The organism is Nitrospira sp. (assembly GCA_029194535.1).
GTDB lineage: Bacteria > Nitrospirota > Nitrospiria > Nitrospirales > Nitrospiraceae > Nitrospira_C.
This window is the reverse complement of sequence record JARFXR010000001.1, coordinates 2,404,874-2,417,783: the sequence shown is the minus strand read 5'-3', so window position 1 is coordinate 2,417,783 and position 12,910 is coordinate 2,404,874. Positions and strand designations below refer to the sequence as shown.

Below are 12,910 nucleotides of genomic sequence, written 5' to 3'. Positions count from 1 at the left end.
CTATGGCGGGAGCCAGTCCCTAGAACAGATTAATCACCAGCCCCATGTGGACCCCATAGTCCTGCAGCGTGTTGCCGACACGATTCGGAGGGTCACGGACGAGCTTGTAACCCCAGTAGACCTCATAGTTTGCACGATCATGAGGGAGGATGCTCCAGCGGAGCCCGGCGCCGACGCTGGCCAGCGTATTCGGGTTTCCGATCGCTTCACTGGTCGTCTTATTCGCGCCCAGACTCCAGCCGTTTCCCACGTCGGCGAACGGCGCGAGTTGGAAGATCGGTTCGCCGCTGGCCCGACGCCAGAGCGGAAAACGTGACTCGACCGACGCGATGAAGGCGTTGTCTCTCAGCAGCGTCACCTCCCGATAGCCTCGCACGCTGTAGCGCCCGCCGACCGAGACCTGCTCAAGCGGAAACAGGGGGGAATTCGACAACTGCAGGTCCATGCGGCCGAGAAGCTGCATGCCGAACAGCTTGTCTCCGAACTGTTTGATGCCCTGCATCTGGCCCAGCCAGGAGAAAAACTGGCCGTCCGGCAGGTTCTTGTCCGCGTTGATGGTGGCGCCCAAGACGTTGAGGCCGACGCTGAAGCGGGAGCGCGCCGCCACCACCGTGTCCGGCGTGCGGTGAGTCCAGTCTTGAGCGAACCGCAGAGCGGACACAGTGGCCGCGCCGTTCTGAAATCCCGGGAACAGATCGAACGGGATGTCGGAGAAAATGAAGCTCTGGGTAAAGAGATGCTCGCCGATGATCGACAACGCCACCTCGTCCGTCACCGTGCGGTAGATTGGTTGGCGAAGACTCAGGCCGATGATTTCGGTATTGGTCTTAATATCCAACGGCTTGAACGGTTGCTCGATCAGAGTGTAATCGGTGCGCCGGTAGTAGGGCGAAAAGGTCGTGTCATAGCGGTTCAACGGAATCGCGTAGGAGGTATCGATGATGGGAAAGGCCCCGGCAGACCCGCCGAACGTCAAGCTGAAGGGGTCGCCGTGCCCGGTCACATTGTCGTACACCACCGTGCCCAAGCCGCGGAACTCTCCCACCAAGGGCACCTGGTAATTGTTCCCTTCGATGTAGGCATGGAACGGATTGCGGTCCGTCACTTTGAGATTCAGCCGGCTCTCTCCCGGCGCGTCTCCCGGACGCAGCTCCGCATTGATGCGCTCGATGCGCCGGTCCTGCTGCAAGAGCTGCAACTGTTCCTGCAGCGGTTCCATGCTGACCGGTGTGCGGACACCCTTCTCGACTCGATTGCGCAAGTAGGAATCGGCGAAAAATCGGTTGCCGCTCACGTCGATGCGAGTCAGCTTGCCCTCGATGACCTGCACGGAAATGATCCCGTCTTTGACATCCTGGTCGGGAATGATTGCGCCGGATGTGATATAGCCGGCGTTGATGTACTTGACCGTCAGAGCCAGACGCAACCGCTCGAGAGCTTCGGTCGTCAACGTGCGGTTTTCGAACGGCGCCGTTACTTCGTCGAGCTGAGCCTCGGTAAAAACCGTGCTCCCGACCACTCTGATGTCTTTGACGAACACCTTGATCTGTCCCAACCGCTGCTCGGCCGGTTCCTCCGGCGGCAGCGGCGGAGGTGGCAGGACCGGACTGGGAGGACGAGGGGGCTCAGGACGCTCGAATTCTTTCTTCAACGGCGCCGGGGGTTCGCCGGACCGGCCGCTCGGATCGAAGATCGGCGGAGCGATCTGAGCATGAGAGATCGAGGCAACCAACAATGATCCCATGAGGCTTCCCCATCCGATGACCGGCTGCAGAGATCGGCCAGGTTGTCCCGTCTGTCCGGCCGCTCGTCCCGTCATGATCCACAGCCTGTCGGCAGGTGATCGTAGGACGATATCGCGGAGTTACTGCATGATGGGATAAGGGCGACACAGAGTGGGGCAGTCGTTCTTAAGAAGCGCGAAAGTGCCAGCGGCCGTTTGCCATCTTGCATGGTGGTCATCAAGAATTCCCCGCCTTGCATGAGCTCGGCCAGCAGGATGTTGAAAAAGCCCTCCGGCTGTGTTCTCGCGTCGCTCAGAGGCTCAACGTACGGCAGAGAGTACGATTCGCCACTTCGCTCGCTGCGGCCTTGCCGGAAGGCCTTTTTGAACATCCTGGGAGCGCTTCCGACTTGCGATAGCGATCCTGCCCGGCCTGTGTTTTCGAGGTCAAAACAGTCTTTCGACAGCCTGCTAGGGTTGGGGACTGGCTCCCGCCGTAGCCTAGCGAAAGCGGGTGCCAGTCCCGGTTCGGACGGGGACAGACGCCACGCGCCCGCCTGCCGAAGCCATGCGGCGGGCAGGCAGACGCGGGGAAGGGTGTCAGTCCCCGAGATCCTCATTTCGCGACGAACCGTCCTGAATAATGCGCGCTAGTGAAAATGCCGCAATCCCCCTTGGGAATAGGGTCGAACGGCTCTGGCGCGTCTGCTTAGCCAGTTGTTGGAAACTCACTCGTGTTGCCATTGTCGGAACGTCCATCCTGAACTCAACATTTCTGAAATGAACCATCGCTGCCTCAAACCTCGTCTGAGGTAGCTGGTTGTCCGAACTCTCCGCCGAAACCCATCGTGATCAGATCTGTGAATTGAGGAAAATGCAATGCGCAGGCCTTGGACGTAAAGATGATGGCTCGTGAAGGGACGATGGTTCAGAAGGCGCGCAACCTGGCCAAATGGACCGGATATGAGTGAATCTATTGAAGTGAGCGTCGCCCGGGAAGGGGAGGAGAGATTGACTTGTTTACAAGTTCATGGAACCTAAAAGTATTCTCGGTGAATCTAAAAGGATTCAGGTAGAAGCGGGACTGAATAGAACCTATCTCAAATTCCATTCATGATGGGATGGGATCTGTGGTCGTCATTCCCGCGCAGGCGGGAATCCAGTCTTTTCAGGTCATTCTGGATGCCCGCTTTCGCGGGCATGACCAGTTCTGACCGGAACACCCATTGTGAGATAGGTTCTAGTGGAACAAGGTGTCAGGAACTGAGTGAAAACCGGGAAACGGTTCCTGACACCCTTGCGCTTACCGCAAAAGTGGAAGGACCGGCTACCACCGTCAGTTGCATGTGGAGGTAGCCTTTCCGTCCTAGGTGAGTCAGTTATTTCCGCCAGATCGGGATTGGCTTTTCGCTGAGCAGGACGTGTTCATAGCCGACCCCATGATGCATAGCTGCCGCAGGGATGGTGTAGGAAAACTCTAAATACAGCTTGGTCAAATTCTTGGGCAATTCGGGCAGACTTATCTGCTGCACCATGGGACCAACATGACAGTTCAGTACATCCCAGTCACCTTCCGTAGCGCCGATCCGGATATCGAATCCCAATATTTCTTCGCCGTTAGTCTTCCAAGCAATAATGACGTCCTCCTGAATGGGTATCGTTGTTTGGCTCGTAATCTCCACTGCGGCTGTCAGCGTCGTTGCCATGTCAAGCCTCCCTCGGTTTAACTCAGCTCCCGTATGGCTCGAACTCCGTTTGGTGATACGTCCGTCGCCTATGTACCGCAGGTGAAGGGAACGGGGGTTGTACTGAACAGTTGGCCATTCTTCACATATTGCGTTCTCACGTAGAGCGTCGGACTACCAGTTACGCTAATCGTCACTTTGTTGTCCTGCAACTGACCTGGAGGGAAATTGCCGACTATCCATGCGCCGTTGTACTTATTGTACGATCCCGATTGGGTTCCGACCTGAAACTTATACTGTGTGACTGTCCCCGGCCCGTCCGTGGTGTTCCACACGAACAGAAAGGGCCCTGTACCACCACCCCTGGAATGGTATCCACTCGGGATATCAAAATGCATGACTCTACCTCCTGGTTTGTTTGTGTGATGCACTTGCTACGATCCGCAGCCTGCTACCCAGTCATCTTCAACGAGTTGTGCCGCTACTGCCCAAGCAGAGGGGAGGCGGCGCAGCGAAACGATCGTTGGGTCAGAGGATTCAGACGGGAGCCCTCGGTTTCCGGCCTGCATTGCCGATCCTGCCTCCGATGACCCCAAGGCCAACGGACTTGTCAGCCAGCCGCCGGGCTCAGTCGGCAGGGTGTCGCGACCCGCCACGACAAAGCTGCTGACTTCCCCACGCGCGATCGCCGCACAGCGCTGGCTGAGCAACGCCGTCACTTGAAGGGGCGCTTTTCCGAGCGGCTGAATCTTGCCGCCGGCTGGGGCGATCGGTGCTTGAATCGTGACCGTGCCTTGTTGGCCGAACTGCGAGGAGGCGCTCACGACACTGGTGGCATCCGGCAAAAAGAGCCCGCCGTTGGTGATCGTGATGTTGATGTTGCCGCCCGGCCCCTGCACCGCCTGCGCGAGGATCTGACTGTTCTGCAAAATCACAAATTGCGGATCGATATTCACGCTCCCACCTCCGCCGGTGCCGTCGAGGACCGAGGCGCTGATCGTGCTGTTGGACAGTTCTACCGTGCCGTTGGGGTTCGTCGTGATCTTAATGATGCCGCCGCTGGAGTTATTCGCTTCGGTCGTGACCGAGCTGTTGACGGCGGTAAAAATCTGATTCGCGGTAATAGCGATGTTCCCAGCTATCCCCGTGCCCGTGCTGCTGCTCGAAATCTGCGCGTTATTCTGAAGCGTGACAGACTGGGCGTAGACCGTGATATCGCCTGCGGCCCCAATGCCTTGCGTGGTCGTGAAGATGCCACTGGATTGACCGGAGCTATCCTGCCCGGCTATGGCGATCAAATTGGCTTGCGTACCTGGCCCATTGAGTCCCTGAACAACCACGGTGCCTGCTGCGCCGGTCGCTGGAGGGAAAATTGGATCGTCAAGGAAACTGCTGCTCGTTATTCTTCCTCCATCAGCCAAGGTCAGATTGTTTGTGTTGATCGTCACGGAACCTGCATTGCCCGATGAGCCTGTGCTCGTTGAAATAACTCCGGCTATGACTCCTCCAAATCCGTTAGGCCCTTGGGTGACTGTCAGACTCGGGGTAGTCACGGTGATTTGACCACCATTGCCGCTACTACCAAATAGGACATCGCTCGTCACGCGACTGCCCGATACCAGGAACGAGTCCGTCGCGTTTAGCGTCACGTTGCCCGCGTTTCCGGGACTGTTAAGTGCGGCAGTTGTGATTGCACTTCCCTCCGTGAGCGACAGCCGAACAGTTTCAATGCCGATGTTCCCTGCTGTCCCTCCGGTAAGAGTTTGGGTTTCGCTCCGGAGACTGCTGAGTCCTGATAGCGTCACATCGCTTGCTTGGCTGCCAGGACCGGTGAGTCCAAGGACAGAGATGCTTCCACCGTGACCAGGCCCAGACGTGCTGGCTTCGACTTGTCCCGGAGCGCCCTCAGTTGCGCTCAATGTGAATTGCCCTGCCTGAAAGCTGATATCACCAGCGTTTCCTGGTCCAATGGTCAGCGTCGAGATGTCGCCCCCAGCAACGTTAATCGTCGGAGCACTTAGGAGAACGTGACCGCCGCTGCCTGCACCAGGTTGTACAGAGTTCGCGCTCGCGTTGATGAATGAATCAACAGCGCTGATTGTGTTTTGTGCCGATATGTGGATGCTACCTCCAGCACCCTCTCCAGAAGTGCTTGCTGAAATCGTTGCAAAATTGGTGAGTGAGACCGTATCGGACACTACAGTGATATTCCCCGCATTTCCTGAACCTGAGGTCGTGGCCGACAACGCGCCCTCGTTAGAGAGCATGACGGAGTTGCCGTTCACGAAGATGTTCCCGCCTGCGCCGGAACCTTGTGTGTTGGTGAACAGACCGCTGCCTGTGCCGTCGATGACGACCGATTGCGCTGGGCTGGCGACGCCTTGGATGGTGATGTTGCCGGCGTTGCCGGTGGGAGGAGGAATAATCTCTCCCTCGAAAATCGGTGTTTGGCGCACGACACTGCTGCTGGTGAGCTGGCCGCCGTTGTTGACTGTGACGGCATCCGCATGCAGCGAGATCGAGCCTGCTTGCCCGGCAAATTCGGTCGAGGTCGAGATGATGCCACCATTCACGTTGATCGTCGGAGCCCGGAGGTCAATGGTCCCAGCGTTCCCATAGGCCAGGAGCTGACTGCTACTGTCGATTCTCGCTCCGCTGGACACTTCGATGGAATGAGCTGTAACCGCGATATTTCCCGCGTTGCCAGCGAAGGTTGGGTCGTCAAGACCGCTGATCGTATTCGAGAAGATTCCGCTCGTCAGCGTGCCTCCAAACGGATCTGTTCCCTGACCGGTTACGACGACGGATGCAGTGGCATTGACCGTGATGTCGCCCCCGCGACCGAGCCCCAGCGCCGATGAACTTACGATCTGGCTTCCCTCTGACACGGTCAGGTTTTGGACATTCATCACGATCGGACCGGATGCCCCGTTGGCGTTGGACAACGTCGTGATCGAACTTGTGCCGGACATCGTGAGATTCTGAGTAGACAACTCCAGTCGTCCCGTATCGGAAATGGACCCGCCAATGTCGATTCTGCTGCCAGAAGAAAGGGCAATGGAGGAATCCGCGGTGATTGCGATTTTCGGAGTGTTTGCGGCTGCCGGATCTGAGTCAAGGAAGGTGGTGCTATTGATTCTTGCTTGATCGCTAAGTGTCAGACTTCCTGTGTGAATCGTGATCGTGCCGGTGCCGCCGGAAGTGTTCTCATTTGTAATGAAACTCGTTGTGCCGAAATCGTTCGTTCCGACGAGAGTGATTGAATCCGTTGCGGTGATGGCAATGTTTCCGGTCGGCGCGCCGCTTCCGCTCACGATGTTAATCTTCCCTCCGCTGAGCAGATTTAGATTCGTCGCCTCGATCGTGATGTCTCCGGCACGAACTCCTTCACCGAAACCAAACATGCGAGTCTCAACTGCGCCCATGTCTAGTAGGTTGATGACCGGGGCCCGGAGCGTTATCGACCCGGTTGATGCCAGCCCCAATGAATCACTGAGTATTTCGCTGGGGTTGCCAAGCTCGTCGGCTCCACGGACTGAGACTGTATCAGTTGCCGTCACGGTGATATTTCCCGGAGTCCCTGCGTCGGTGCTGTTCGTATAGACAAGGGAACCGTCCGCGATTTCGATGGTCCGGCCGGTAACTTCGATGTTGCCGCTTCGTCCCGCACCTCTGGCCCAGGCGAATAATCCGCTCTGGTGATTAAGCGAAACTTCGTCGGTCACATTGATGCTGATTGCTGTGGGCGCTCCGTCATTGGCGCCGGTTGTATGGGCGATCAGGATCGCTCCCTGGTCCATCACGAACCGGCCCCCACGAATGCGGACGGTCCCCCCGCCGTCACCCGACACGTCAACGACTGCTCCTTGGGAGAGCGAAATGGGGCCCATTGCCATGCTTGGATCGGGGAGGAAGTCCACGGTTGAAATCTCTCCCGCTGACGCGACGCTCACCAGGTTGATCTGCCCGCTGGGGGCTGAGAGGCTACCGCCGGTCATCGTCACGCCGTCAGGAGCAGAGGCGGTCAGTCCTGTGTCCGGATCGGTAAAGGTGAAACCGGTTTTCCCTCCGACTAGTGAGAGTCCTGTTCCGGTTGCCACAGCAAGTTGGCTGCCCTGTATGGCGATGGCGGCGGGATTCGAGCCCAGAAAGCCGAAGGAGGCGACTGGGGCAGTGGTCAATACACTTGTTGTTGCAGGATTTGCGTGGAAGATTCCACTCACGCCATCGACCTCAACGAGACGGAGGTAATCGGCAGTGGTAAACGTCGCCATCCCACCGATATTCAAAGTCGCAGTTGGCCCGAAGAGAACGCCGGCGGGGTTCATGAGAAAGAGGTTCGCGCCGGGATAGAAGGTCGCGCTGTCGATCGTCCCGAAGATAGCGGAGGGGTTTCCGCCGGTCACCCGGCTGAGAATGTTGCTCATCGCACCGTTGGGGAGTAGGTTGGACGTTTGAAATTGCGCGATATCTCCCGTGGCCACGCTGAACTGACCGAAACTGTGGAACAAGTTTGTGCCCACCGTGGTTCCGCCCCGAATGCCGTAGGTGTTGCCGCCGCTGGGCGGCAGCACTTGGGTGCCGAGCCCGGCAGGGCCCGGTGTCGGCGTGAGCGAAGTGGCAGCGCGGGCAGAGGGGCTTGAATGATGGTCCATAAGAAGTAGTCCGATGCATAAAACCACGCAACCGACTTGTCGAAGAAGTATGTCTCGCGGGTGTTTCCCTAGATCCCAGCGCGGCATATCCGGTCCCTCCAATGAGTTCCTAAGAAGCGGTGACGGTGCACGATCGCTCCCTAGAGTTCAAGTTCACCTCTCCCTTTGATTGCTCCATGCCACCTGGAGTGCGCTAACGAGCTGCTCCGGTGCTTCAATCCCAGCGGATATACGGTATTGCTCTTGAGCTAAAGCAAAGAAAGTCGTCTCCTGGCTTTGCGAGACTTTCAGTAGGGCGGCCAGCGAAGCAAGGTGCTCACCTTTGCCTCTTGCCATTTCCTGGGCAATGCTGCTTCCGTTGGCCAACGCAAAGAGTTTGACTTTCGCGTTTGTAGCTACTTGACCGTCTTCGGTGACGCAAGAAGGACAGCCGAACATCTTTGCGGTGGAGTAAGTTGTGGAACAGAGGACGCTCAAGTCTGACTTTGGCACACATCCAGGACATGGCAGTGGAGACCCATCCACGAGCTCGTTTGCCGAAAGGTCCGGCGGCGTTCCAGATGTGATGATTTGAGCTCCGCTATTGAGATCCACGTAGCTGCCGGCTTTGAGCGTAATGGTCACTTCGCTTTTTACCCAACGGAGACTGGTTCCCGGATTCTTCTGCGCCCCGGTCTTTTTCGAGAAGGCAGTTGCGCAGGTACTCGAACATGTCACCGAGTGACTGAGCGTCGAGCCAACCTGCTCATAGGTGGAAACCTTGTAAAAGCTTCTGGACGTTATCGAATTCCCGGCAACGGCCCCGAAGTTTCCGTTCAAGTAGGTATTGTAGTATTTGGTGGAATTCGGCTGCTGAGCGTCTTGCTGTTCAAGAACGATCGTGAAGGTCTTGTCCCCACCCGTGTTGGTAATTCTGGCGTTGGTAATCTGAAGGGAGTCGTGGGTCAGATCAGTCAGTGCTTGAGGGAATTCGACACGCGCGTAAGCACCTCGGCCTGAGCCTGAAGAGACGGGAGCTACAGTGAGCACTCCGTAAGAACCTCCGATGTTTATACATTTAGTCGGATCATTGCAGTTAGCGGGGGCCGGGTTCGGCGGTACCTGTCCGTCAATCGTGACGTTGATGTTCCCCGCGTACGAGAGGGATCTGGTGAATGTAGTCACCGGAAGGCATAAAAAAAGGAAAAGCACTACAAGCGTCCATTCTCGACGAAACCTCATATCGCCTCCCTTATTTAGGTGAATGAATTTGCCAGCTAGTCAGTGTTGAAACAGGCCAGGGCTGTAATCGACCCAGACTCTCGGCTGTGCGCTTAATCTCCTTCAAATGCGCTCAAGGGATCAGCGGATTGCTCCGTGACAACGCTTGTTTGACAACCCGGTTCACCGTCGCTGAAAGTGGCTGATCCGGGGAAACTTCCAGCGCTTGCTTAGCCAAGGGGCCGCCAATGGCTCCCAAAGCCGTTGCAGCTCGAATTTGATATTGGGTTTTCAACTGTGACACGTGGAAACTAATGTACTCGCTCTCGGTGAGTCGCAGCGGAGCATCAGAATGTAACGAAGAATATTTCCGGAGGTCTGCGTAGCGTCGTTGGAGAAAGCGGGTCACAGGTGCCAATTCAATCATCGTGGGGCCGTCTTGCAGTGCAGCCGAGAGGAATGGCACGGCTTTGGGACCAAGTCGGACCACTGCCTGGAGCTGACGGGGAGTGCATTCCTCGCATTGCAACCAGTTCAGGACTATACGATGAACAGCGATGGTTCGTTCTTCCGTTGAGGGAGGAGCCAGCTGGGCACTGACAATCTCACCATTTGAGAAGTTCATCATTACCACGTAGGCGGTTGTTAGTAGACGACGTGTACCGCCGGGATGTCTCATCATGATTCAACCTTGTGACCTTTCGCCATGGCCCACGCGATTTCAGTTGATGTCAAGCGTCAGAGCTGGACATGTTGCAGTACGCATGGAGTCCAGACAATCTCTGGGTGACAACCCATCCAAGGGTCTCGTTGCTAAGGTGTGTCGATGAATGGCTGATAGATGGTTGACATTCGACCTAAAGCTCTGTCCTTTGGTCAACACGCTACGAATTGGACTGCCGGACCACATGAGAAATTTGCAGGCTGGTTCCAGATAGCCAGGCTGTCCCACTGATGCAGGGGGCAGACAGCGGCCGAGGCCGCTAGCCCACTCAAGGGGTTCGGTAATGTCGCCGCCCGCATCGTTGAGATCTTGTAGAAAGAGGGCGTGGCCGAGCTCATGAGCCAAGGTGGTGGAATTGGCGATCGACGTGCTGATGAGGATGTCGTTGTACCGGTGTAAGTCAAGGTGATCATTGCTTGCGCCGTTTGGGGGGATGTCACAAGCCCATCCGTTAGCGTGGACAGGTATTCCATTGATATCGGCTTCCTTTGAGAGTTGCACAAAGAATACCCTCACTGTCGTAGGCCTTTCGTCTGGTTTGATATCAAAATGAGGATAGAGTAAGTCTCGGTCGGCGCAGCCGGCCTCATACAGTACGGGGTTGGAAGCCTTGCTCGTAATTTCCGGCGTGTCAAATGTAATGCCCGAACGCATGTTGTCGAGAATCGTTCTGGCTTCGGTCAGCCAATTCTCGGCGAGTGATTGGGTGGTCGGCGGCACGGCAGGACATGGGAACTGCTCTATTCGTTCAGGACATGGAGCAGCGGAATGTTCCCAGGCGATATAAAAATGAATGGGGATCTTAAGCATACTATTCGTACCCTTAACCTCGGCTTTCGCCTTGTCGCCCAGTCTGTCAGTCCAACTTGTAACCGGAGTCACAAGTTTCATGCCTCTGCCTTGCGAAAACACCGAGATCTCAGGACTGCATTGTTCGGTGGTACCGGAGTAAGTTTCCGCCGTACAAGATCCATCGTCCCTCAACCTGTTCTCTCTCATTTTGAAAATTGTTGCAGACTTAAAGGCCTCGGGCTCAATCCACCTCCCGGCTGTTGTTTCTCCGATCACAGGAATGCGTCCGTTTGCTAATACCATTGCCTCTTCCGTAAAGCTCACTCCCATGGCTTCGTTTTCGAGCAGTTGAATCTGATCGACAGGATCCGAATGTACGGGGTCTGGGGACAGGCTCAAACACCACATAACGTGATAGCCGATCTTACGGTGGCTCAGTACAGTCTTGCCGCTGGTTACAGATACCGTTAGTTCAACCGCTGCAAGCTCCCGGCCGTGCGGCGTGCCGGCTTTCCTAGCCTCGCGGTCCAATCTCTCGAGAGCGGCTCTATCGAACGACAAGCTGATGTTACCCGCCGGAAACGCGATGGCCGACCGCATATCCAATATGGCGTCAATCAGTCTAGTCGGTGTTAGACGATGCTTCATGCTTGTTTCAGGGATTCCACTGATGCGTGCAACTTTTCTCCCCATAAAGAAACGCTCTTTGCTCTTTCCGATCAAGAATCGGCTTGGGTTAGTGAGGGATTGTTCGCCCACTCCTGTAAAGTTCAGCTCCGTATTTGGAGGCAGTCCTTCAATGTCGAGGTTGGCTGATTCGATGACGTCGCCGCGCAGATCAATGCGGAGGTCTATAGGGCCAGACGATCCAGCGTCACAGCCAGGAATTTCACATCCGATAAGGAATGGTATTGGATGTGGGCCTGGTGGAATTTCAGGAATCGGGCGATTGAAGAATTCAAGCAATTCGTTGAGACAAGCCGTGAATTCGGACCCGAAGGATGCCGGAAGCCCATTAGCAGAATCTGAAGCGGAAGCTCTCGAAGTGCCATGACCAAACGTAAAGATTATTATAAGCGGGATTACCGTACGTGTCAGGAACTGTTTCCAATACACCCAGCCAGGCGAAGGAACTGATTGCTGAGCGGGTGGTGAGGTATAACTATTCCGGTGAAGGTGAAGCGCCATGACGTGGTACCCCGTTTCGTCTAGGTGCGAATCAGCTGCCTAGCTATGCCTTTCGTGAGAAATGCTCAATAACCCTTTCGACTAGGGGCGATGGCCTCTGCTTCTTCATCCCAAGCTGTCGCTGTTATCCCTCCAATTCCCCCCACAGCTTGTAAAAGCCGGGTCGTGGGTCAGTTTCCTCCTGCGTCACGCCCTCGAAGGCGGGCATCCACGCCTCGATCAGGCCTCAATGCTGAGGAGAAGGCCTTGACTGGATTCCCGCTTCCGTGGGAATGACACAGTTCAGTCCTGCTAATTGCGTACTGACCCACTATCAAAAGCCGTATTATCTGGTTTGTCCGGTTCATCTCGTTTGTCTTGTCTCATCCTCATTCCCAATTGCCACCGTCCAGAACTCTGCAGCCTGCACTCAGCACTGAGCATTGTTTCTGATACTCATAGCCTCCCCAAATTCCGTCTGATCTGCTATCGTAGGAGTGACGGAGGTGCTGAATGAAAACGTTCACGGCATATGTGGAATGGGATCCGGAAACAAAGCTGTATGTTGGCTTCGTACCGGGTATCGCCGGTGCCCATACGCAGGGGAAAACCCTGGATGATTTGCAGAGAAATCTCAAGGAGGTGTTGGAGCTGTGTCTTGAAGAGTCCCACGCGACGGGTGAAGATCTCCCACGATTCATCGGGCTGCAGCAGATTGAGGTGGCCGGGTGAGCCGGCTTCCGATTGTCGATTGCAAGACTATGGAAAAAGTGCTGTTTCGCCTCGGATTTTCGGTGGTAAGGCAAAAGGGGAGCCATATATTCTACCGGCATTCCGACGGGCGGAGCACCACCGTGCCTCACCACCCGGGAAGTGATCTGGCTCGGCCGTTGATTCGAGAGATTCTGCGAGAAATTGACTGTACGCCTGAGCAGTTCCGTCATGAGCTCGATACCCTCTGCGT

Annotated in this window: 7 protein-coding genes; 1 reads left to right on the top strand and 6 read right to left on the bottom strand. The window is 56.1% G+C overall.

Going from position 1 to position 12,910, the window contains the following annotated elements; genetic code table 11:
• Window positions 1-19 precede the first annotated feature (19 nt).
• The 6 genes from P0111_11095 to P0111_11070 all read right to left on the bottom strand — a co-directional run bounded on the left by P0111_11095 (window position 20) and on the right by P0111_11070 (window position 11,967).
• Window positions 20-1,819, bottom strand: a complete 1,800-nt coding sequence (locus P0111_11095) for a ShlB/FhaC/HecB family hemolysin secretion/activation protein (protein ID MDF0644570.1) — start codon at window positions 1,817-1,819, stop codon at window positions 20-22.
• A gap of 1,283 nt (window positions 1,820-3,102) precedes the next feature.
• Window positions 3,103-3,429, bottom strand: coding sequence for a hypothetical protein (locus P0111_11090; GenBank protein MDF0644569.1), 327 nt, complete (start codon window positions 3,427-3,429; stop codon window positions 3,103-3,105).
• 413 nt (window positions 3,430-3,842) lie between these two features.
• Entirely contained in the window at window positions 3,843-8,063 is a 4,221-nt protein-coding gene (locus P0111_11085; protein ID MDF0644568.1) for a filamentous hemagglutinin N-terminal domain-containing protein, read from the bottom strand.
• A gap of 153 nt (window positions 8,064-8,216) precedes the next feature.
• Complete coding sequence (locus P0111_11080) at window positions 8,217-9,092, bottom strand: DUF3015 family protein (GenBank protein MDF0644567.1); 876 nt, start codon at window positions 9,090-9,092, stop codon at window positions 8,217-8,219.
• Between the two features lie 304 nt (window positions 9,093-9,396).
• Window positions 9,397-9,945 (bottom strand): hypothetical protein, encoded by a 549-nt coding sequence (locus P0111_11075; GenBank protein MDF0644566.1) that lies wholly within the window; start codon window positions 9,943-9,945, stop codon window positions 9,397-9,399.
• A 39-nt stretch (window positions 9,946-9,984) separates the two neighbouring features.
• A complete protein-coding gene (locus P0111_11070) occupies window positions 9,985-11,967 on the bottom strand; it encodes a hypothetical protein (protein ID MDF0644565.1) in 1,983 nt (660 codons plus the stop codon).
• 492 nt (window positions 11,968-12,459) lie between these two features.
• On the opposite strand from P0111_11070, the gene P0111_11065 reads away from it, so the two are divergent.
• Entirely contained in the window at window positions 12,460-12,678 is a 219-nt protein-coding gene (locus tag P0111_11065) for a type II toxin-antitoxin system HicB family antitoxin (protein MDF0644564.1), read from the top strand.
• Window positions 12,679-12,910 lie beyond the last annotated feature (232 nt).

Excerpts from the sequence above, each read along its gene's own strand:
- P0111_11095 (MDF0644570.1), bottom strand. The coding sequence starts at position 1,819 with ATGACGGGACGAGCGGCCGGACAGACGGGACAACCTGGCCGATCTCTG.
- P0111_11090 (MDF0644569.1), bottom strand. The coding sequence starts at position 3,429 with ATGGCAACGACGCTGACAGCCGCAGTGGAGATTACGAGCCAAACAACG.
- P0111_11085 (MDF0644568.1), bottom strand. The coding sequence starts at position 8,063 with ATGGACCATCATTCAAGCCCCTCTGCCCGCGCTGCCACTTCGCTCACG.
- P0111_11075 (MDF0644566.1), bottom strand. The coding sequence starts at position 9,945 with ATGATGAGACATCCCGGCGGTACACGTCGTCTACTAACAACCGCCTAC.
- P0111_11070 (MDF0644565.1), bottom strand. The coding sequence starts at position 11,967 with ATGGCGCTTCACCTTCACCGGAATAGTTATACCTCACCACCCGCTCAG.
- P0111_11065 (MDF0644564.1), top strand. The coding sequence starts at position 12,460 with ATGAAAACGTTCACGGCATATGTGGAATGGGATCCGGAAACAAAGCTG.